23 protein-coding genes and 1 pseudogene are annotated in these 22,641 nt (G+C 35.6%); all 24 read left to right on the top strand.

Annotated features, from left to right (window positions below; genetic code table 11):
• Window positions 1-261: 261 nt before the first annotated feature.
• The 24 genes and pseudogenes from BK579_RS16025 (at window position 262) to fliH (ending at window position 22,640) form a co-directional block, all read left to right on the top strand.
• Entirely contained in the window at window positions 262-648 is a 387-nt protein-coding gene (locus BK579_RS16025; RefSeq protein WP_078547176.1) for a YlqD family protein, read from the top strand.
• 10 nt (window positions 649-658) lie between these two features.
• Complete coding sequence (rimM, locus tag BK579_RS16020; protein ID WP_078547174.1) at window positions 659-1,177, top strand: ribosome maturation factor RimM; 519 nt, start codon at window positions 659-661, stop codon at window positions 1,175-1,177.
• The gene (trmD, locus tag BK579_RS16015) at window positions 1,174-1,908 is read left to right on the top strand and encodes a tRNA (guanosine(37)-N1)-methyltransferase TrmD (protein ID WP_078547172.1); all 735 of its coding nucleotides are present in this window, start codon (window positions 1,174-1,176) and stop codon (window positions 1,906-1,908) included. The genes rimM and trmD overlap by 4 nt, the downstream gene beginning before the upstream one ends.
• 138 nt (window positions 1,909-2,046) lie before the next feature.
• Window positions 2,047-2,391 carry a 50S ribosomal protein L19 gene (gene rplS, locus BK579_RS16010; protein ID WP_078547170.1) on the top strand — a complete coding sequence of 115 codons (345 nt, stop codon included), beginning with the start codon at window positions 2,047-2,049 and terminating at the stop codon, window positions 2,389-2,391.
• Between the two features lie 283 nt (window positions 2,392-2,674).
• A complete protein-coding gene (lepB, locus tag BK579_RS16005; protein WP_078547168.1) occupies window positions 2,675-3,205 on the top strand; it encodes a signal peptidase I in 531 nt (176 codons plus the stop codon).
• A gap of 61 nt (window positions 3,206-3,266) precedes the next feature.
• On the top strand, window positions 3,267-4,130 hold the full coding sequence (gene ylqF, locus BK579_RS16000) for a ribosome biogenesis GTPase YlqF (protein ID WP_078547166.1): 864 nt from the start codon (window positions 3,267-3,269) through the stop codon (window positions 4,128-4,130).
• Between the two features lie 94 nt (window positions 4,131-4,224).
• Window positions 4,225-5,004 carry a ribonuclease HII gene (locus BK579_RS15995; RefSeq protein ID WP_078547164.1) on the top strand — a complete coding sequence of 260 codons (780 nt, stop codon included), beginning with the start codon at window positions 4,225-4,227 and terminating at the stop codon, window positions 5,002-5,004.
• Window positions 5,004-6,296 carry a hypothetical protein gene (locus BK579_RS15990; RefSeq protein ID WP_078547162.1) on the top strand — a complete coding sequence of 431 codons (1,293 nt, stop codon included), beginning with the start codon at window positions 5,004-5,006 and terminating at the stop codon, window positions 6,294-6,296. The genes BK579_RS15995 and BK579_RS15990 overlap by 1 nt, the downstream gene beginning before the upstream one ends.
• Window positions 6,293-6,565, top strand: coding sequence for an EscU/YscU/HrcU family type III secretion system export apparatus switch protein (locus tag BK579_RS15985; RefSeq protein WP_078547160.1), 273 nt, complete (start codon window positions 6,293-6,295; stop codon window positions 6,563-6,565). Before BK579_RS15990 ends, BK579_RS15985 begins: the two co-directional genes overlap by 4 nt.
• 299 nt (window positions 6,566-6,864) lie before the next feature.
• Window positions 6,865-8,025 (top strand): ADP-forming succinate--CoA ligase subunit beta, encoded by a 1,161-nt coding sequence (gene sucC, locus BK579_RS15980; protein WP_078547158.1) that lies wholly within the window; start codon window positions 6,865-6,867, stop codon window positions 8,023-8,025.
• Between the two features lie 19 nt (window positions 8,026-8,044).
• On the top strand, window positions 8,045-8,947 hold the full coding sequence (gene sucD / locus BK579_RS15975) for a succinate--CoA ligase subunit alpha (RefSeq protein WP_078547156.1): 903 nt from the start codon (window positions 8,045-8,047) through the stop codon (window positions 8,945-8,947).
• 397 nt (window positions 8,948-9,344) lie between these two features.
• Window positions 9,345-10,226, top strand: a complete 882-nt coding sequence (gene dprA, locus BK579_RS15970; RefSeq protein ID WP_078547155.1) for a DNA-processing protein DprA — start codon at window positions 9,345-9,347, stop codon at window positions 10,224-10,226.
• 116 nt (window positions 10,227-10,342) lie between these two features.
• Window positions 10,343-12,418, top strand: coding sequence for a type I DNA topoisomerase (gene topA, locus BK579_RS15965; RefSeq protein WP_078547153.1), 2,076 nt, complete (start codon window positions 10,343-10,345; stop codon window positions 12,416-12,418).
• A gap of 243 nt (window positions 12,419-12,661) precedes the next feature.
• Window positions 12,662-13,972, top strand: coding sequence for an FADH(2)-oxidizing methylenetetrahydrofolate--tRNA-(uracil(54)-C(5))-methyltransferase TrmFO (trmFO, locus tag BK579_RS15960; protein ID WP_078547151.1), 1,311 nt, complete (start codon window positions 12,662-12,664; stop codon window positions 13,970-13,972).
• A gap of 61 nt (window positions 13,973-14,033) precedes the next feature.
• A pseudogene (gene xerC / locus BK579_RS15955) lies at window positions 14,034-14,935 on the top strand (tyrosine recombinase XerC).
• Window positions 14,936-14,961: 26 nt separating this feature from the next.
• A complete protein-coding gene (gene hslV, locus BK579_RS15950) occupies window positions 14,962-15,504 on the top strand; it encodes an ATP-dependent protease subunit HslV (protein WP_078547149.1) in 543 nt (180 codons plus the stop codon).
• Window positions 15,505-15,519: 15 nt separating this feature from the next.
• On the top strand, window positions 15,520-16,920 hold the full coding sequence (gene hslU, locus BK579_RS15945; RefSeq protein ID WP_078547147.1) for an HslU--HslV peptidase ATPase subunit: 1,401 nt from the start codon (window positions 15,520-15,522) through the stop codon (window positions 16,918-16,920).
• A 33-nt stretch (window positions 16,921-16,953) separates the two neighbouring features.
• Window positions 16,954-17,733, top strand: a complete 780-nt coding sequence (gene codY / locus BK579_RS15940) for a GTP-sensing pleiotropic transcriptional regulator CodY (RefSeq protein WP_078547145.1) — start codon at window positions 16,954-16,956, stop codon at window positions 17,731-17,733.
• Between the two features lie 311 nt (window positions 17,734-18,044).
• Window positions 18,045-18,428, top strand: a complete 384-nt coding sequence (gene flgB, locus BK579_RS15935; RefSeq protein ID WP_078547143.1) for a flagellar basal body rod protein FlgB — start codon at window positions 18,045-18,047, stop codon at window positions 18,426-18,428.
• Window positions 18,429-18,430: 2 nt separating this feature from the next.
• Window positions 18,431-18,877 carry a flagellar basal body rod protein FlgC gene (gene flgC / locus BK579_RS15930; protein WP_078547141.1) on the top strand — a complete coding sequence of 149 codons (447 nt, stop codon included), beginning with the start codon at window positions 18,431-18,433 and terminating at the stop codon, window positions 18,875-18,877.
• Between the two features lie 9 nt (window positions 18,878-18,886).
• A complete protein-coding gene (gene fliE / locus BK579_RS15925) occupies window positions 18,887-19,192 on the top strand; it encodes a flagellar hook-basal body complex protein FliE (RefSeq protein ID WP_078547139.1) in 306 nt (101 codons plus the stop codon).
• Window positions 19,193-19,245: 53 nt separating this feature from the next.
• Entirely contained in the window at window positions 19,246-20,853 is a 1,608-nt protein-coding gene (gene fliF / locus BK579_RS15920) for a flagellar basal-body MS-ring/collar protein FliF (RefSeq protein ID WP_078547137.1), read from the top strand.
• A gap of 13 nt (window positions 20,854-20,866) precedes the next feature.
• Complete coding sequence (gene fliG / locus BK579_RS15915) at window positions 20,867-21,880, top strand: flagellar motor switch protein FliG (RefSeq protein ID WP_078547135.1); 1,014 nt, start codon at window positions 20,867-20,869, stop codon at window positions 21,878-21,880.
• The gene (fliH, locus tag BK579_RS15910; protein ID WP_169891165.1) at window positions 21,873-22,640 is read left to right on the top strand and encodes a flagellar assembly protein FliH; all 768 of its coding nucleotides are present in this window, start codon (window positions 21,873-21,875) and stop codon (window positions 22,638-22,640) included. Before fliG ends, fliH begins: the two co-directional genes overlap by 8 nt.
• Window position 22,641: the final 1 nt, after the last annotated feature.

Here is a 22,641-nt window from a genome sequence, read left to right as displayed (position 1 = left end):
ACGAAAAAGGGCGGGGGTTAAACCTCCCCCTTTTTTTAATAATATTAGAAGTATAAAACTTTGTAACAAGTTTTAGTGTCAAGCTAAAGGTGCGATCAACTCAGGTCACAAACAAATAAATCTGAAGGAAAAAGACGCTTTCCTATCTGATTTGGTTAATCTTTTAATAATCTAGCAATTAAGGGAACTTGTTACAAATTAGGCTGAAGCACTTTAAGGAGCCTAATTCAAGTTCTGCTTTTTGGAAGGTTGGTGATAGGTTTGCAAATTATCCAAACAGTTATAGTAAAACAGATTTTAACCGAAAATAGTAAAAGTGAGTTATTGGATTCTTCTCAACTAAAAAAACAACAGCTACAAAAAGAAATAGAGCAACTAAAATTTGAGCGTAGAAAACTTGAAAAAATTAAAAAAGTTGTTAACACATCAGCAAACGGCTCTTATGATAAAGAAATGAAAAGTAGAGCTGAGAAAATAAAAATACTTGATTTTCAAATGGATCAAATACATATGCTACCAATAGGTAGTGAAATAAAAGAAAAAGAGATACAAGGGTTAGTCGAAGTGGTACCAGGAGATAATTGGGATCAACTTCAGGCATTTAAAACAATTATTATTAAAGATGGAATAGTACAGGAAATTCGTTAGAGGTGAACAAATGGAGAAGTGGTTTAATGTTGGAAAAATCGTTAATACTCATGGAATAAAGGGTGAATTGCGAATTATTTCCAAAACAGATTTTACTGATCAGAGATATCGTGTTGGAAATGACTTATATTTATTTCTACCAGATCAAAAAGAAGAGCCTGTTCATGTGGTTGTTAAGTCACATCGAACACATAAACAATTCGACCTATTAGAGTTTGAAGGTTATAGTGATGTGAATTTGGTGGAACGGTTTAAAAATGCGATCATCAAGGTACCTGAAAACCAACTTACTAATTTAAATGAAGGTGAGTTTTATTTTCACGAAATCATCGGATGTCATGTGATAACAGAGTCTGGTGAAGAAATTGGTAAGGTTGTTGAAATTCTTACCCCTGGTGCAAACGATGTATGGGTAGTAAAAGGGAAAAGTGGTAAAGAAGTGCTAATACCCTATATTGACGACATTGTGAAAGAAATCAACGTAGAAGATAAGTTGATTAAAATTGAAGTAATGGAAGGGTTATTATGAGGATAGATGTATTATCTCTCTTTCCTGAGATGTTTGAAGGAGTGTTTGGTCAATCAATCTTAAAAAAGGCAGCAGAATTGGACAAGGTGACCTACAATGTTGTGAATTTCCGAACGTTCACCGAAAACAAACATTTAAAGGTAGATGACTATCCATATGGTGGAGGAGCCGGTATGGTCCTTCAGCCACAACCTCTATTCGATGCAGTAGAGGAATTGTCAGCTAAAGCAAATAAAGCCCCTAGAGTAATTCTTCTTTGTCCACAAGGTCAGCAATTTCGCCAAAAGCATGCTGAGGAACTCACAAGGGAAGAACACCTTATTTTTGTATGTGGTCATTATGAAGGATATGATGAAAGAATTCGGACACATTTGGTTACAGATGAATTCTCTATTGGAGATTTTGTTCTAACTGGTGGTGAACTACCAGCTATGGTTATTATTGATAGTGTTGTAAGACTCCTACCTGGTGTGTTGGGAAATGAGGATTCACCAATTAAGGATTCCCATAGTACAGGGTTACTTGAACATCCTCAATATACACGCCCTGCCAACTTCAGAGGATTAGAAGTTCCAGAGGTTCTATTATCAGGTAATCACAAAAATATTGAAGACTGGCGTGCGAGGGAAGCGTTAAGAAGAACCTTTTTAAGGCGACCAGATATGTTAGAGACATATCCACTAACAGACCAACAGAAAAAGTGGATAAAAGAGTTTGAAGAAGAAAAATAAATATTGCAATAGGGTTCTTAAAATGGTAAGATAGTCTTTGTGACTTGGGCCTTATCGTTCTTGTCTTATTAAGATGTTCCGCTGCAATGATATAAAAAGCTTTGACAAGAGCATCTGTTGGAAGGAGTTGAATTAACGATGCAACAATTGATTGAAGAAATCACAAAAGAGCAATTAAGATCTGATCTTCCTGAATTCCGTCCTGGAGACACTGTACGTGTACACGTAAAGGTTATCGAGGGTACACGTGAGCGTGTTCAGGTTTATGAAGGTGTTGTGATTAAGCGTCGTGGTGGTGGAATTAGTGAAACATTTACAGTTCGTAAGGTATCTTACGGAGTGGGTGTTGAGCGTACATTCCCAGTGCATACACCTAAAATCGCGAACCTTGAAGTAGTTCGTCGCGGTAAAGTACGCCGTGCGAAGCTTTACTACCTACGTGAACTTCGTGGTAAAAAAGCACGTATCAAAGAAATCCGATAATTTAGTAAGTGTAAGGGGCTTGTGTTTAATACAAGCTCCTTTTATTTTCTATCTAAACAATTTATAATAAACATATATACATTAGATATAGGCTAATTATTCTGCTCCAACGATAACGGAGCGAATAGCCGTTTTACATAATTGATTTCAGGGTAGACATCCATGCTAATTAAATATTCGCACCACTATGGAACTTAGCGAATGTAACTAAGACACACATAAGAACTATAGAGTTTGAAATTGAATTATTGTCAAGAAAAATAAAGGGTTAGGTGGAGGAGCGATGACTCGTCAAAAAAACGAGCTTTTAGAATGGTTAAAAGCATTAGCAATTGCAGTAATATTGGCTGCAGTAATACGCTATTTCTTATTCGCGCCGATTGTGGTTGACGGATATTCGATGATGCCGACACTTCAGGATAAGGATCGAATGCTAGTTAATAAAATTGGCTACTTAATTGGTAGTCCAAAAAGGTTCGATATCGTTGTTTTTCATGCAACTGAAGAGAAAGATTACATTAAGAGAATAATTGGATTACCTGGCGACCATATTGAATATAAAGAAGATATCCTATTCATTAACGGTAAATCCTACACAGAACCTTATTTAGATACATATAAACAAGATGTTTTTGACGGTCCACTTACAGAACCGTTTGAGATAGTAGTACCAGAAGGGCATATTTTTGTTATGGGTGATAATCGTCGCTACAGTAGAGACAGTCGTCATATTGGACCGGTTCCTATCGATGAAGTTTTAGGTAAAACGAATATGGTCTACTGGCCTTTTGCTGATATAAGACTTGTTGACTAAAATTTAGTAAATGGTCCAATAATAAAGAACAAACAATGAATTGACAAAAGTTGGTGGAGTAATGACAATACAGTGGTTTCCGGGACATATGGCAAAGGCGAGACGTCAAGTTACGGAAAAATTAAAGTTAATTGATATCGTAATTGAACTAGTTGATGCTCGAATTCCTGCAGCATCAAGAAATCCTATGATTGATGAAATTATTTCTAACAAACCCCGTCTACTCTTATTAAACAAAGCGGATCTAGCAGACTCAAGTATAACGAAAGAGTGGATAAAATTTTATTCTGAACAAGGCATACCTGCGCTAGCTATTGATTCTCAAACTGGAACTGGTATGAAACAGATTGTTGCAGAATCAAAAGTGATTTTAAAGGAAAAGTTTGATAAGATGGCTGCTAAGGGGATTAGGCCAAGGGCCATAAGAGCATTAATTGTTGGTATACCCAATGTTGGGAAGTCAACTTTAATTAATCGCCTTGCCAAAAAAAATATCGCACAAACCGGAGATAGACCTGGGGTAACGAAAGCTCAGCAATGGATCAAGGTAGGGAAGGAATTAGAACTTCTTGACACACCAGGGATTCTGTGGCCAAAGTTCGAGGATCAAAAGGTAGGACTTAAGCTAGCTACTACAGGGGCTATAAAGGATACCCTCCTTAACTTGCAAGATATTGCGGTATATGCGCTTACCTTTATAAAAACAAACTATCCAAACCGTCTTAAAGAACGGTATCAGCTAGAATCAATACCAGAAGACACTGTTGAACTATTTGACGAAATAGGATCAAGACGTGGTTGTAAAGTGTCGGGTGGATATATTGATTATGACAAAACTGCTGAACTTGTTATAAGGGAAATTCGTGGAGAGAAGCTAGGTAAGATATCTTTCGAATCTCCAGGAGATCTAACCGAATCTGAATAATAAATGAGAGATTGGCTTATTTGATTATAAGCTAATCTCTATTTATTTTGTATTACCAATGTATTTAGAAAAATAGAAGGTGAGCGTTTCGTATATGGACAAATCAATTAAGGAAATTTCAGAGGAGTTAGCGAAAATAACGGATGAAAACCATTCTCTACTAAAACAGCTGAAAAATGACACAAGAAAGGGTGTCCAACAACTTCTTGCTAAATGGAAAAAAATACAACAGGAAAAGAGAAATGATAAAGAACTTTTCATTCAAATGTCTCAATTTGAGGAGAACTTATACTCAAACGGAGTAAAATATATAGCTGGAATAGACGAAGTCGGGCGAGGTCCGTTAGCAGGACCAGTAATAGCTGCGGCTGTCATATTACCACGTGATTTTTATTTACCAGGGCTAAATGATTCTAAGAAATTAACAGAACTTAAACGAGAACAGTTGTATGTTGAGATCGCTCAGTCTGCTTTATCTATTGGAGTTGGTATTATAGATGCCAATAAAATCGATGAAGTTAATATCTATCAAGCCACTAAACTAGCTATGAAACAAGCGATCTTAAAACTTTCAATAAAACCAGATCATTTACTAATAGATGCAATGCAACTATCTATACAGATTCCCCAGACTTCCATTATTAAAGGAGATAGTAAAAGCTATTCGATTGCAGCAAGCTCGATAATCGCTAAGGTGACAAGAGATAGACTTATGAAAAGATTAGGAATGGAATATCCACAATATGGCTTTGAACAGAATATGGGGTATGGTACAAGCCTTCACTTGGAGGCATTGCAAAATTATGGGGTAACGGACCATCATCGACGTTCTTTTGCTCCTGTTAGAGAAGCATTAACTCAGGATTTAGCGTAATGAAAATACCAAGTTCTAAAGAGTCATTTTCCTTAACGAAAAATAATGAGGTTAGTTTAAAATCTATTAAAAATGGCCAATTATTCATTGGAAAAGTATTAAAGGAAGTATCGAATCAAACAGTACTTATTCAAACAAATGGTCATCAACTATTGGCACAGTCTGAAATGAAGCTAGAGATTAATAAAAGATATATATTTCAAGCCTTTCATAAAGATCAAAAGATTTATTTCAAAATGATCAAAGATAATAAATCAAAGCCTTTAAACACCCTTCAAGATACGAATACATTGATTGGCCAAATAATAAGCACTTCAAAAATTAATAACTCAAAGCTAAACCGCCAATTACTTTCTATCATGTTAAATGAGAACTTGCCCTTCACTGAAAATGAACTAAAACATATAGCAAGGTGGATTGAGTACAAAAATGATCATTTCAGGGCAATCGAATCTATTAAGCTAATAACAACCAATGCTATTCCGATCAATAATGATAGTCTTGATGGCATTTACTCTATATTGAACAAAGAGTCTATGAGTACACAATTACTAAAATTACAGAATCAGTTGATTGTACAAACAGCAAGTAAAGATAGTAATTTAGGGAGTCTAATTTCAACCATCAGCAAGATATTAAATTTCAATCCGATTCCAAAGCATTTCTTAACAGGTGAAAATAGTGCTGTGCAATTTACAGACTTACTTAAAACTCTTGGGTTAATGACAAATACCCACAACATGCAGGGGAGTAATCCACCAATAGAGAGTCTAAAGCAACAACTAAATTCGGTACTATGGGAACTTCAAGACAATAAACCGTTAAGCGAGAATATAAAGCAATTGATACAACGAATATACGGAATGGAGCTCCTAAGTCAAGACAATGAATATCTACAACAAATTCTGGTGCAAACTCCTATAAAATTAGGCGATTTCCTCTCAGATTTAACGATCCAATGGAGTGGTCAAAAAGATAAAGAAGGAAAAATAAATGTTGACCATTGCCATATTTTATTTTATCTACAACTCCAGCATATAGGTGAAACAGTTATTGATTTAAGAATACAAAACAGGGTGATCAATGTATTAGTTTATAATAAATTTAGTCAGTTATTAGGGGTTTTGGAACAGTTAAAACCTTCGTTGAAAGAGAATCTTGAACAATATGGATACACTCTTTCTGCAGTGAAATTAACTATTCCAAAAAATAATCATCAGGGACTTAAAGCGATATTATCTACTAATCAATTATATTCTACTAACTTTAATGGAGTGGATTTGAGAGTATGAGTACTTCTAAAACAAAAAAAGCTGTTGCTCTAAAATATCAACCTGAAATTGATGATGCTCCACAGATCGTTGGAAAAGGTAAGGGAATTGTAGCTGAAAACATAATCAACGCTGCTAAAGAACATCACGTACCTATTGAAAAGGATGAATCTTTAACTCAATTACTCAGTGAGATTGAAATGAATGAGAAGATACCTGAGGAATTGTATGGAGTGGTTGCAGAAATATTTGCTTTTATTTATCAAGCTGATAAATTTAAGTCTAGTTAATGAGATTGTGTTAGTGAAGTGGGCAAAAAATAAGACCTCTAAAGGTGAGTGTAGCGGGTAATAACTAGTTTCTAAGTATATATGGTAGACAATATCAGCTACACGGTATAGAATGAAAGCGCAGTCTATTTTTTTAATTAGAATTATATATAAAATTCTGATTTTCATAGAAACTTTGTTTGATTCTATGTATAATAACATTGTGTTCAAAGGGAAGGTCTTTACGAATCGTTGATTATAAAATGAGCGGTCGTTAGGCAAGACAAAAGCATTGCTACATAAGGATAGGAGGATGGGAAATGAATATCCATGAGTATCAAGGTAAAGAAATCCTTAGAAAATATGGTGTATCTGTTCCTAACGGAAAAGTTGCTTTTACAGTCGACGAAGCTGTTGAAGCTGCAAAGGAATTAGGGACTAGTGTATGTGTTGTTAAAGCACAAATCCATGCTGGGGGACGCGGAAAAGCTGGTGGTGTTAAGGTTGCAAAAAATCTTGATGAGGTTCGTACATATGCGAATGAGATTCTAGGCAAGACACTAGTTACTCACCAAACAGGACCAGAAGGTAAGGAAGTAAAACGCTTATTAGTTGAAGAAGGCTGCGATATTAAGAAGGAATACTATATCGGTCTAGTTCTTGACCGTGCTACCTCTCGTGTCGTTTTAATGGCATCAGAAGAAGGCGGAACGGAAATTGAAGAAGTGGCTGAGCAAACTCCTGAAAAAATATTTAAAGAAGTAATTGATCCTGTTGTAGGATTACAGGGTTTCCAAGCTCGTCGTATTGCTTTTAATATTAATATCCCTAAAGAACTTGTAGGGCAAGCTGTGAAGTTTATGACAGCATTATATACAGCTTTTGTAGAAAAAGATTGTTCAATTGCTGAAATTAATCCACTAGTGGTTACTGGTGATGGAAAAGTTATGGCGTTAGATGCGAAACTTAACTTTGATTCAAATGCATTGTATCGTCAAAAGGATGTTTTAGAATATCGTGATCTTGATGAAGAAGATCCAAAAGAAATTGAAGCATCTAAATATGACTTAAGCTATATCTCGTTAGATGGAAATATTGGGTGTATGGTAAATGGTGCTGGGCTTGCGATGGCAACAATGGATATTATTAAGCACTATGGTGGAGATCCGGCTAACTTCCTTGATGTTGGGGGCGGTGCTACTGCTGAAAAGGTTACTGAAGCATTCAAAATTATTTTATCAGATCAAGCAGTAAAAGGTATATTCGTTAACATTTTCGGTGGAATTATGAAGTGTGATGTAATTGCTGAGGGTGTAGTAGAGGCAACTAAGCAAGTAGGATTAGAAATTCCTCTTGTTGTACGTCTTGAAGGTACAAATGTTGAACTTGGTAAGAAGATACTACAAGAATCTGGTTTAAATATTACTGCTGCAGAATCAATGGCAGATGGCGCACAAAAAATCGTATCATTAGTAGGATAGAAAGGCAGGGGAAATTAGCATGAGTGTATTCATTAATAAAGACACAAAGGTAATTGTTCAAGGGATTACTGGTAAAACAGCTTTATTCCATACAAAACAAATGCTTGAATACGGTACAAATATTGTTGGTGGAACTTCACCTGGTAAAGGTGGTACTGAGGTTGAGGGAGTTCCTGTTTTTAATACAGTAAGTGAAGCTGTAAAAGCAACTGGTGCGAATGCTTCTGTAATCTATGTTCCAGCTCCTTTTGCTGCAGATGCAATTATGGAAGGTGTGGATGCAGAGCTAGATTTAGTTATTTGTATCACTGAACATATTCCTGTTATTGATATGGTAAAAGTAAAGCGTTATATGGAAGGAAAGAAGACACGTTTAGTGGGACCAAACTGTCCTGGTGTAATCACTCCTGAGGAATGTAAAATTGGGATTATGCCTGGCTACATTCATACAAAAGGACATGTTGGCGTTGTATCACGTTCTGGAACGCTTACATATGAGGCTGTACATCAATTATCACAAGCGGGTGTTGGTCAATCTACAGCTGTAGGTATTGGTGGAGACCCTGTTAATGGTACTAACTTTATTGATGTCCTAAAGGCATTCAACGAAGATGAGGACACATATGCAGTTATTATGATTGGTGAGATTGGTGGTACTGCTGAAGAAGAAGCAGCCGAGTGGGTCAAAGCAAACATGACTAAACCAGTTGTAGGCTTTATTGGTGGTCAAACAGCGCCTCCAGGAAAGCGTATGGGCCATGCTGGTGCGATTATTTCTGGTGGAAAAGGTACTGCTGCTGAAAAAATTAAAACAATGAATGAGTGTGGTATTAAAGTTGCTGACACTCCTTCTGTAATGGGTGAAACATTAATTTCTGTATTAAAAGAGCAAGGTCTTTATGAAAAGTGTAAAACTCATTAATCAATAGCAAAGGAAATTAAACAGACTCATTTTTGAGTCTGTTTCTTCCTCATTTCTATAAATATTGAAATAAGATACTTGTCTAGCTCCGGCGCTCCCCCCTTAATAGCCTCACTTTGGCCATCACTACATCTTCAAGGTCCTCACTTTTTGAAGGCCCACCATGGGCTTCCACTTTTCTAGGATTGTCAAAAATTCGAACTAAGTTTTCGTCTAAATTCAGGTCAAATCGACTAGGTCATAAGCTACAGTCCCTTCGGGAGGTCAGAATGTCCTCTAAGATAAATTCGAAAAAATCACTAGTCAACGCTTGTTATGCTTTTCATTGATAGGTGGCGATTGCAGCTCTCTTAACCCCTTGAGTACTTTTTAAAAAACAAATGTCTAAGGAGGATTTATGGATTCAAATTTTAAGGAACGTTTATTACAGATACATCACTGCAATATTGGATGGAACACAATTTTAAAACTTCTTCGTTACGACCCAAGCCTCAAATCTATCTACTCCCTTACTACTCAAGAAGCCGAAAATCATCTAAATATTTCCTTAATAAATGCAAGAAAATTAATAAATGATTTGCATATTTTTAAAAACCAAAGTATGCTAAATCATTATAAAGCGAAAAATATTCATATTCTTACGATTTTTGATGAACAATACCCAGAACACTTAAAGCAAATCTTTGATCCCCCTTGGGTCCTATATTTAATCGGGGACATTTCTATATTGAGTAAGCAAAAGAAATTGGGTGTAGTAGGGACAAGACACCCGTCAATTAATGGATATACAAGTATGGAAAAGGTAATAGCTCCACTAATTCAAGAAGGATGGATTATCGTAAGCGGATTGGCTAAGGGAATAGATACTCATGCACATGAACTCACAATAAAGTGTAAGGGAAATACCATTGGTGTAATTGCTGGAGGGTTTAACCATATTTACCCAAAATCTAATCTTGTCTTAGCACAAGAAATGAAGAGGACTCAATTAATCATTTCGGAGTATCCACCAAATCAAGAACCAAGAAGATGGCAATTTCCTATGAGGAACAGAATAATTAGTGGATTATCTTTAGGAACTCTTGTTGTAGAAGCGAAAGAAGTTAGTGGCTCACTTATCACAGCAAATCTTGCTTTACAGCAGGGAAGAGAAGTATTCGCAATTCCAGGGTCAATAAATACGAATGATAGTGAAGGTTGTCATCGGCTTATACAAGCTGGTGCAAAATTAGTTATAAATAGTAAGGATATTACATCAGAAATTACATATCTTGAATAAAAATGAGGATTATTAATTTACGCTAAAAAAATTTTCGGTATTACTGTTTGACAAACGTATATGAATATTTAATAATAGTGAAGATTTTATAATACCTCTTAAGGAGGAAATGTTTCATGTCTGACTACTTAGTCATTGTTGAATCTCCTGCAAAAGCTAAAACAATAGAGCGATATTTAGGGAAAAAATACAAAGTGAAAGCATCAATGGGTCATATAAGAGATCTTCCAAAAAGTCAGATGGGCGTTGATGTTGAGAATCACTTTGACCCTAAATACATAACTATACGAGGGAAAGGCCCGGTCTTAAAAGAATTAAAGACTGCAGCCAAGAAAGCTAAAAAAGTTTATCTCGCAGCTGACCCGGATCGCGAAGGGGAAGCGATTGCTTGGCATTTAGCACATAGCCTTGACTTAGATGTTTCATCTGATTGCAGAGTTGTTTTTAATGAAATAACGAAAGAAGCGATTAAGGAATCGTTTAAACACCCAAGAGCTATTAACATGGATCTGGTAGATTCTCAACAAGCGAGAAGAATTCTAGATCGGCTAGTAGGCTATAATATTAGCCCACTATTATGGAAGAAAGTAAAAAAAGGGTTAAGTGCTGGAAGGGTTCAGTCAGTTGCTGTTCGTTTAATCATTGAGAGAGAACAAGAAATTGAAAGATTTGAACCTGAAGAGTATTGGACAATTACTTCAGATTTTCTTAAAAAGAATAAACAGTTTTCTGGTTCCTTCTATGGGATACAAAATAAAAAATTAGACTTAAAAAATGAAGAAGAAGTACAAAGGGTATTAGCACAGTTAAAAGGTAATGATTTTGTTGTTCAATCTGTTACCGAAAAGGAACGAAAAAGAAACCCGGCACCACCTTTCATTACTTCATCATTACAACAAGAAGCTGCTAGGAAATTAAACTTCCGTGCAAAAAAGACGATGATGCTTGCTCAACAGCTTTATGAAGGAATTGATCTTGGTAAAGATGGTACCGTAGGTCTCATTACATACATGCGAACAGATTCTACACGTATTTCAGAAACTGCTCAAAATGAAGTGGCAGATTATATAACTTCAACCTATGGTGAGAATTACTTAACTGAAAATAAACGCAAAGATAAAAAAGGAACGAAAACTCAAGATGCCCATGAAGCAATTCGTCCAACATCAACTTTAAGAGAGCCTAGCACCTTAAAAGAATTTTTATCTAGAGACCAATTAAGACTATATAAACTTATTTGGGAGCGTTTTGTTGCGAGCCATATGGCTCCAGCTGTAATGGATACGATGAGTGTTGATTTAATAAATGAGGGCGTAATTTTCCGTGCTACTGGCTCAAAGGTGAAGTTTCCTGGATTTATGAAGGTTTATGTTGAGGGTAATGATGACAATGAAGAAGAAAAAGAAAATATGCTCCCGGACCTTAAAGAGGGAGATAAAATTATTTCTAAGGACATTGAGCCCAAACAACACTTTACACAACCACCGCCACGATATACAGAAGCTCGTCTTGTTAAGACACTTGAGGAACTTGGTATTGGACGTCCATCAACATATGCTCCTACTCTTGATACTATTCAAAAGAGAGGTTATGTTTCATTAGATAATAAACGGTTTGTACCAACTGAACTTGGAACAATCGTTCTTGAACTCATTTTAGAATTCTTCCCTGAAATACTAGACGTGGAATTTACGGCTAAAATGGAAAACAGTCTAGATGAAATTGAAGAAGGACATGTTCAATGGGTTAAGATCATCGATGATTTTTATCATGGGTTTGAAAAAAGGTTAGATATAGCTCAAAATGAGATGCAAGAAGTAGAAATCAAAGACGAGCCAGCTGGTGAAGATTGTGAAGAATGTGGAAACGCTATGGTCTTCAAAATGGGGCGTTATGGAAAATTTATGGCATGTTCTAATTTTCCGGATTGCAGAAATACAAAAGCAATTGTGAAGGATATCGGTGTACCTTGTCCTAAATGTGAAAAAGGAAAAATCATAGAACGAAAAAGTAAGAAGCGCCGAATTTTCTATGGGTGTGATCAATTTCCTGATTGCGACTTTTTATCTTGGGATAAACCAATTGCAAGAAAATGTCCAAAATGTGAAAACATGTTAGTAGAAAAGAAACTAAAAAAAGGTCAACAAGTACAGTGTGTTGAATGTGATTATAAAGAAGAGACCCAAAAATAATGGTGGTGAGCTTTAATGCTCACCTCTTTTGTTGTGTTTTTATAAGATTTAATTTCCCCTTTGTAGACGGTTGCTGATTCATAAGAGATTACAAGGATTCAGTTGATTACATTTCAACTAACTTTCCTTACTAGGAGTTATTTATAGGTATTGATGTATGCTTTATAAGAGTTTTATCTTAAGAACTGGTTGGAATGGGTAGAATAAAGGAATAAATAGTTTTATTTTGGAGGCTTTATGAATATGAATGAACAAAAGGTTAATGTTATTGGTGCCGGGCTAGCTGGTAGTGAAGCAGCTTGGCAGCTTGCTAAAAGAGGGATAAAAGTACATCTATATGAAATGCGACCAGTTGTAAAAACACCTGCTCATCATACAGATAAATTTGCAGAATTGGTTTGTAGTAATTCTTTGCGGGCGAATACTCTTACAAATGCAGTCGGAGTATTAAAAGAAGAAATGCGATTACTAGATTCAATTATCATAAAAGCTGCAGATGAATGTTCTGTCCCGGCTGGGGGTGCGTTGGCTGTTGATAGACACGAATTCGCAGCAAAGGTGACAGAAAATGTAAAAAATCACCCGAATGTGACCGTATTTCATGAAGAGATTACTGATATCCCAGAGGGAATAACAATAATAGCAACAGGTCCTTTAACCTCTAAGTCGCTATCAGAAAAATTAAAGGCACTAACTGGGGAAGAATATCTATACTTTTACGATGCAGCTGCTCCAATCATCGATAAAGAGAGTATTGATATGGACAAGGTTTATTTAAAATCCCGTTATGATAAGGGGGAAGCCGCTTATTTAAACTGTCCGATGACTGAGGAAGAATTTAATACATTTTACGAAGCGTTAATCTCAGCGGAAACTGTACCTCTAAAAGAGTTTGAAAAAGAAATTTTCTTTGAAGGGTGTATGCCGATTGAGGTAATGGCATCTCGAGGAAGAAAGACAATGCTTTTTGGACCTTTGAAACCGGTGGGGTTAGAGGATCCAAAGACTGGAAAAAGACCATATGCAGTCGTTCAATTACGCCAAGACGATGCAGCAGGGACACTATATAATATTGTCGGTTTTCAGACTCATTTAAAATGGGGTCCACAAAAGGAAGTTATCCAACTAATCCCAGGTCTTGAGAATGCTGAAATCGTTAGGTATGGAGTAATGCACCGAAATACTTTTATTAATTCACCAAATCTTTTACTCCCTACGTATCAGTACAAAAATAAACCAGATTTATTTTTTGCTGGACAAATGACTGGTGTGGAAGGTTATGTAGAATCTGCTGCTTCAGGGTTAGTGGCAGGAATAAATGCTGCTTTGCTAGCCTTAGGTAAAGAAGATTTAATCGTTTTTCCTCATGAAACAGCAATAGGTAGTATGGCAAGATACATCACAACAGCAAATGCCAAAAACTTTCAACCGATGAATGCGAATTTTGGATTATTTAAAGAATTAGAAAGAAAAATAAAAGGAAAGCAAGAACGAAATGAACAGTATGCAAAGATAGCGTTAGAAACAATTCAGAATTTTAAAAAGATAATATAAAATCATTTGCAAGGGCTATTAAATTGTGATACTATTTAGTAGCCCTTGTGAGGTGAAAATAATGGAAAATAACTCGTGTTTCCTTACCAATTTTATCGAATACCTGCAATTGGAGAGAAACTATTCTGAGTATACGATAGGTGTTACGAACAAGATATAGTAGATTTTGTTAGTTTCATGAAACAGGAAGCGTTAACATCTTTTAATGATGTGAGTTACTCTGATATTCGTCTTTACTTAACTTTTCTCTATAAGGAGAAATATGCACGGAAGTCAGTAGCAAGAAAAATCTCAAGTTTACGCAGTTTCTATAAATTTTTAGTTAGGGATAAAGTAAGTACTGAAAATCCTTTTTCATTAGTATCTCTACCTAAAAAGGAACATAAAATTCCAACCTTTTTATATCAAGAAGAAATCGAACAACTATTCTCTGTAAGTGATATAACGACACCGATTGGACAAAGAAATCAGGCTTTATTAGAAATCTTATATGGAGCAGGATTAAGAGTTAGTGAGTGCTGTCAAATACAAATTAGTGATATTGATTTTTCATACGGTACAATATTAGTGCACGGAAAAGGCAGGAAACAACGATATGTACCATTTGGTGATTTTGCTGAACAAGCATTACATACATACATCGATTATGGTAGAAAAGTGTTACTTGAAAAATCAAAGATAACATCAGATATGCTTTTTTTAAACTTCCGTGGGGGTAATTTAACAACAAGAGGTGTTAGGCTAATACTAAAAAAACTGGTTAATGATGCTTCTTTAACCATCAATATCAGTCCTCACATTTTAAGACACACGTTTGCAACCCACCTTTTAAATGAAGGGGCAGATATGAGGGCGGTTCAAGAGTTATTAGGCCATACCCACCTGTCATCAACCCAGATTTATACTCATGTTACAAAGGATCATTTAAAAAAAGTCTATGCATCTGCTCATCCACGAGCTTAATTAGATCTACAGGAGGTTTCTCGATTATGTCAAACTTTCATGCAACAACTATTTTTGCAGTAAAGCATAAAGGTCAGTTTGCTATGGCTGGTGATGGACAAGTAACTTTTGGGAATGCTGTGGTGATGAAGCATACAGCACGAAAAGTACGTAAATTATTCAATGGGAAGGTACTAGCGGGATTCGCTGGATCGGTTGCTGACGCATTTACATTGTTTGAAATGTTTGAAGGAAAACTTGAGGAGTTTAATGGCAACCTTCAACGAGCATCGGTTGAATTAGCAAAGCAATGGAGAAGTGACAAGGTATTAAGAAAGCTTGAGGCTATGTTAATAGTCATGGATAAAACTGATATACTCCTGGTTTCAGGCACAGGTGAAGTGATTGAACCGGATGATGGAATTCTTGCTATTGGATCTGGTGGAAATTATGCACTGTCAGCAGGTCGTGCTTTAAAAAAGTACTCGGGAGAGCATTTGAGTGCGTATGAAATTGCAAAGGCCTCATTAGAAATAGCTAGTGAAATATGTGTATATACCAACGAAAACATTATTGTTGAGGAACTCTAAATAAGGGGGAAGAACATAGTGAAATCAAATTTAACGCCAAGACAAATCGTTGAAAAGCTTGATCAATATATCATTGGACAGAAAGATGCCAAAAAAGCAGTTTCTGTTGCATTAAGAAACAGATATAGACGAAGTTTACTAAATGAGAAGTTGAGAGAGGAAATCGTCCCTAAAAACATCCTAATGATTGGACCGACTGGTGTAGGAAAGACAGAAATTGCACGTAGACTAGCGAAGTTAGTAGGTGCGCCTTTTATCAAAGTAGAAGCAACAAAATTTACCGAGGTGGGTTATGTAGGTCGTGATGTTGAATCAATGGTTAGAGATTTGGTTGAAACATCAGTTCGCCTTGTTAAGGAAGAAAAAATAGTAGAGGTACAGGATAGGGCGGAAGAAAATGCAAATCGTCGTCTTGTTGAACTATTAGTACCTGGTCAAAAAAAGCAGTCGTCATATAAAAACCCTTTAGAAATGCTTTTTGGTGGTAATCAAGCAGAGGTTGATCAGGAACCTCAAAATGAGGAAACTAATATCAATGACAAACGCAGACAAACTGCTCATAAGCTTGCTTTAGGTGAACTCGAGGATCATTATGTAACTGTAGAAGTTGAAGAAAGTCAATCATCAATGTTCGATATGCTTCAGGGATCAGGAATGGAGCAAATGGGCATGAATATGCAGGATGCCTTTAGTAACTTGATGCCAAAGAAAAAAAAGAAAAGAAAATTAACGGTCAAAGAAGCCCGTAAGGTTCTGACTAATGAAGAAGCATCAAAATTAATTGATATGGACGAAGTAACACAAGACGCTATCTTAAGGGCTGAACAATCAGGAATTATTTTCATCGATGAAATTGATAAGATCGCTGGAAAAAACAGTCAGTCTTCTTCGGCTGATGTTTCAAGAGAAGGAGTCCAACGTGATATCTTGCCAATAGTTGAGGGATCCACAGTTGTAACAAAGTATGGATCAGTTAAAACAGATCACGTCTTATTCATTGCTGCAGGGGCTTTTCATATGGCAAAGCCTTCAGATTTAATACCTGAATTACAAGGAAGATTTCCAATTCGTGTAGAATTAACTAAACTAACGATTGATGACTTTGTTAGTATTTTAGTTGAACCAGATAATGCGTTATTAAAACAATATTCTGCATTATTAGAAACTGAAGGTATACAACTTGAATTTTCTGACGATGCTATTCGTAAGATAGCTGAAATCGCATACCAGGTAAATCAGGATACTGATAATATTGGCGCAAGAAGATTACATACAATTCTAGAACGACTTCTAGAGGACTTATCTTTTGAAGCTCCGGATATATCTATGGAACATATTACGATTACCCCTCAATATGTTGAAGATAAATTAAGTTCTATTGCAAGAGATAAGGACTTAAGTAGGTTTATATTATAATTACTTTTTTTAAAAGTAGCAGGAGGAACAACGATGTATTTATTAGAAAAAACAAGGAAAATTAATGCTTTATTACAAAAGGCAGCTGGAAAGCCAGTTAACTTTAAGGAAATGTCTGAAACATTACGCGATGTAATTGAAGCGAATGTGTTTGTAGTTAGCAGACGTGGAAAGCTTTTAGGATATGCTATTAATCAGCAGATTGAAAACGAGAGAATGAAGAAGATGCTTGAGGATAGACAATTCCCAGAAGATTATACAAATAACTTATTTAATATTACTGAAACGTCTTCTAACATAGATATCAACAGTGAATATACTGCATTCCCTGTAGAAAATAGAGAGTTATTTCAATCTGGTTTAACTACCATTGTACCAATTATTGGTGGTGGTGAACGATTAGGGACTCTTGTGCTATCACGTTTACAACAAAATTTCGAAAGTGATGATTTAATCCTTGCTGAATATGGCGCTACAGTAGTAGGTATGGAAATTCTACGTGAAAAGGCAGAGGAAATTGAAGATGAAGCTCGAAGTAAAGCGGTAGTTCAAATGGCGATTAGCTCCCTCTCATATAGCGAACTAGAAGCAATTGAACATATCTTTGAAGAACTAAACGGTAATGAAGGATTATTAGTAGCAAGTAAAATAGCTGATAGAGTAGGGATTACAAGATCTGTAATCGTAAATGCTTTAAGAAAACTTGAAAGTGCTGGAGTAATCGAATCAAGATCACTTGGTATGAAAGGTACTTATATTAAAGTATTAAATGATAAATTCCTAGTGGAACTGGCAAAATTAAAAACGAATTAGTATAGGTAATGCTAACTTATTGTGAAAAAATTGAAACTCTATATTCTAAAAAAAATGAGCATACTATGCTCATTTTTTTGTCTAAAATTTTATAAAGTGATTTTTTTCACAACCGAATTTATATATATGATTGATAATTAAAGGGCATTTTGAACAAACGGTGTGTAAAAAGAACTATTTTGTCGAAAAATAAATATTTTTCACAGATGTTACATAGACAGAAACCTCATTATTCATTAAAATAGTAGAAAGTTAGCATAATTCGTTATATATATTCGAAATTTGTATTATTTTTGTGAGGGGACTTTTGAGTGAAACTTTTTTCCGGTACCATAAATTCGCTTGAACAAGCATTAAAATACTCATCAACAAGACAAAAAACGATATCTCATAATATTGCCAATGTAGATACACCAAACTACAAAGCAAAAGATGTTAGTTTTAAAACAGAATTGAACCAATCTATAAATGCAAACAAGACAAGTGCGTTACATATTGACTTTTCAGGTGGTAGAAGTTCTTCAGTTAAAGTGGTTAATAGTATTGGTAATCAATATAATCATAACGGTAACAATGTTGATATAGATAAGGAAATGTCTAGTTTAGCAGAAAACCAAATTTACTTTAATGCAGTCGCTGATAGGATATCTTCGAAGTTTAATTCATTAAAAACAGTAGTTAAAGGTGGTAAGTAAAAATGACTATTTTTCACAGCTTGAATAATAGTGCTTCTGCACTAACAGCGGGGCGACTGAGGATGGATGTTATATCTTCTAATATGGCAAACGTGGATACAACACGTGGACAGTATGTAGATGGACAATGGCAACCGTATAAACGAAAAGTAGTTACCACTCAAGCGAGTGAGAGTCAATTTACAAATCTTCTTAATAGAGCAATGAACCAATCTGTAGGTCATGGGGTAAAGGTTACTAGAATTGAAGAAGATGATTCTCCTGCAAAACTAGTATATCAACCAGAGCATCCTGATGCTAATGACCAAGGGTATGTTGCAATGCCAAATGTGGATCCATTAAAAGAAATGGTAGATTTAATCAGTGCTACAAGGTCATACGAAGCGAATGTGACTGTGTTTAATGCATCGAAAGGCCTACTAATGAAATCTTTAGAGATAGGGAAATAGGTGGAGTAAATGATTGATCGTTTAAATGTATTAAATAAATATCAATTACCAAATCAAATCAATACAATGGCTAGTAAAAGTAGTTCAGATTCTATTAACCAGTTTTCTACCTTCCTAAAGGATGCAATTAATCAAGTAAATAAAGCTTCAAACGCATCTGATTTAATGACTAACAAATTAGCTTCCGGTGAGAAAGTTGATTTACATGAAGTGATGATAGCTGCTGAAAAATCGGGTGTTACCCTATTAACAACGATTGAGGTTCGGAATAAAGTTGTTGAAGCATATCAAGAGATAATGAGAATGCAAGTTTAATTCATTCGGTTATTTTACCTTGCATAATTAAGAAATAGCCGGAGGAATGCACCTTGAACGAGCAAATTAATCAGTATATGAATAAAATAAAATCCTTTTGGGTGGAACGTTCGAAAATTCAAAAGTTACTTATGATAGGAACTGTAATTTTACTTGTTATTATTTTAATTATTTCTATCCTTTTATCATCGGATAAAAATATGGTTCCTCTTTATAGTAATCTATCTCCCCAAGAAACTGGTCAAATAAAAGCAACCCTAGATTCTAGAGGTATACAATCAGAAATTGCGGACAATGGTTCGACTATAAAAGTTCCAGAATTAATGGTTGATACGTTAAAGGTAGAGCTGGCTGCAGAAGGTATACCGAATTCAGGAACAATCGATTACACATTTTTTGGTCAAAATGCTGGTTTTGGAATGACCGATAATGAATTTAATGTTATCAAGCTTGAAGCTATGCAAACAGAAATATCGAATTTAATTAAGGGGATTGATGGAATCAGTGATGCAACTGTCATGATTAACATCCCTGAAACTAGTGTCTTCCTTAGTGAGGCTGAAAACGTTGCATCAGCATCAATTGTTTTAAATACAAAACCAGGCTACCAATTTACTCAGCAACAGATAAAAGCGTTATATCATTTGGTTGCTAAAAGTGTTCCAAATCTTCCTACTGATAATATCGTCATTACCAATCAAAATTTTGAGTATTTTGATCTTGAAAATAATGAAAATTCAACAAACATCGGAAATATCACTTCACAACTTGATTTGAAACGTGAAATTGAAAAAGACATTCAACGTCAAGTTCAACAAATGCTTGGAACTATGATGGGACATGATAAAGTATTGGTTTCAGTAACGGCTGATCTTGATTTTACTCAAGAAAACCGTGAAGAAAACCTTGTTGTTCCTTCAGACGAAGAAAATATGGAAGGTTTGGATATAAGTGTTGAGCGTATTACTGAAACATTTACTGGAAATGGGAATGCAGCTGCTGGTGTGGCTGGCGTCGGTGATGAAGAAGTAGCAAACTATCCAGCTGGTGCTGTAAATGGAAATGGAGACTATGAAAGAATTGAGGAACGGGTTAATAAGGATGTTAACCGAATTCGAAAGGAAATAATTGAGGCTCCATATAAAATCAGAGACCTAGGGATACAGGTTATGGTAGAACCTCCCGATCCAGAGAATCCACAATCTCTTCCTGTTCAAAGTGTTGAGGATATTACTCAGATACTTACAACAATTGTTCGAACAAGCATTGATAAAGATGCTGCAGGAGTAGAAATGACAGATGAAGCTTTACAAGATAATGTAGTTGTGTCAGTTCAGCAGTTTAATGGAAAAGCTCAGTTTCCCGAAGGAGTTGCCACTACTTCTAAAATCCCGGTGTGGGTTTATATCGTTGGTGGTGCTTTGTTATTGATTGTCGTTATCTTATTGTTTGTCATTTTCCGAAGAAAAAATAAGGAAAATGAAGACTACTATGTTGAAGAAGAATTAAATACACCACCATATATTCCTTATGAGATACCTGATGTGATAAAAGAGAAAGAAACTGAGGCTACGGCAAGAAGAAAACAACTAGAAAAAATGGCAAGAGAAAAGCCGGAAGATTTCGCGAAACTATTAAAATCATGGTTGTCAGAGGAATAGGAGGTCCTAGAACGTGAAACGAAAAAATGATGAATTCTCAGATAGACAAAAGGCTGCCGTCCTACTCATTTCATTAGGGCCTGATGTTGCTTCATCCATTTATAAGCATTTAACTGAAGAAGAAATTGAAAAATTAACGCTTGAAATTTCAAGTGTTCGAACTGTTGAAGCAAAAGTGAAGGATGAAATCATTGAAGAATTTCATAACATCGCTTTAGCGCAAGAGTATATTTCTCAAGGTGGAATCGGATATGCAAAGACAGTTCTTGAAAAGGCTTTGGGAGAAGATCAAGCTTCATCAATTATTAACCGATTAACATCTTCACTACAAGTGAAGCCTTTTGATTTTGCAAGGAAAGCTGATCCTGCTCAGATTCTTAATTTTATTCAAAATGAGCATCCACAAACAATTTCTCTTATTCTTTCATATTTAGATCCGGGTCAAGCCGGTCAGATTCTTTCAGAGCTTCCGCAAGATATGCAAGCGGATGTAGCACGAAGAATAGCGGTTATGGAAAGCACTTCACCCGAGATTATAAACGAGGTTGAACAAATTCTTGAACAAAAACTATCAGCAACCGTAACGCAGGACTATACACAAACAGGCGGAGTTGAAGCTGTAGTAGAGGTCCTGAATAAGGTGGATCGTAGCACAGAGAGAACAATTATAGATGCTCTAGAGATTCAAGATCCCGCCCTTGCAGAAGAAATTAAAAAGAGAATGTTTGTCTTTGAAGATATCGTTACTCTTGATAGCAGATCTATCCAAAGAGTGGTACGGGATGTGGAAAGTGAAGATCTGTTGCTCGGGTTAAAGGTTGCAAGTGAAGAGGTAAAAGATGTTGTATTTAAAAACATGTCAACAAGAATGGTTGAGACTTTTAAAGAAGAGATGGAATACATGGGACCTGTTCGACTTAAAGAAGTTGAGGAAGCTCAATCTCGTATTGTGGCTGTGATTAGGAGATTAGAGGATGCAGGTGAAATAGTGGTAGCCCGCGGTGGAGGAGATGATATTATTGTCTAATATCATAAAGTCTACTGAGTCTAAACTGTTAAAAAAGTCCGATCGACTAATTACCTTGAAGAATTTAAAGACAAGTCAAGAAAATGAACAAATTAGTGCTGAAGATCAAATTGCGCTAGATAATTATTCGGTATCTATCGTTGAGGATGCAAAAAATAGAGCTAGTACATTGATACAAGAAGCACAGCAGAAGTATGAAGAGCTACAACAGATGATCCTCTTTGAAAAAGAGTCTTGGGAAACTGAGAAGCAATTACTAATTAAGCAGGCAAATGAGGAAGGCTTTAATATTGGCTATGCAGATGGAAGAAAAATAGGCTTAAGTAGTTATAATGAATTGTTAGAAAATGGGAAGCAGATAGTAGAAATAGCTCGTAAGGACTCACTAAAGCATATAGAGAATACTGAAGAGATCATTCTTTCATTAGGAATAAAAGTTGCTGAAAAAATAATAGGTGAGCAACTAAATACAGAGCCATTAACTTATTTGTCAATTGTGAAAACCGCTATTAAAGAGGTTAAGGATCACGCTCAAATTCAGATAACAGTTCATCCTAAATATTATGAAGTACTTGTTGATAGTACAGATGATTTAAAAGCTCTTATCAATCGTGACTGTGATGTTTTTGTTTTTCCTAACCCTGATTTAGATGAAATAGGCTGCTTTATTGAATCGTCATATGGGAAGATAGAAGCTAGTGTCGATAGCCAATTAGAAGAAATTAAATCGAAGTTGTTAGCTCTATTATTGGAGGAATAGG

It is taken from the genome of Litchfieldia alkalitelluris, from assembly GCF_002019645.1.
Lineage (GTDB): Bacteria > Bacillota > Bacilli > Bacillales > Bacillaceae_L > Litchfieldia > Litchfieldia alkalitelluris.
The sequence above is the reverse complement of the archived record's forward strand: the minus strand, read 5'-3'. Positions and strand labels throughout refer to the sequence as shown.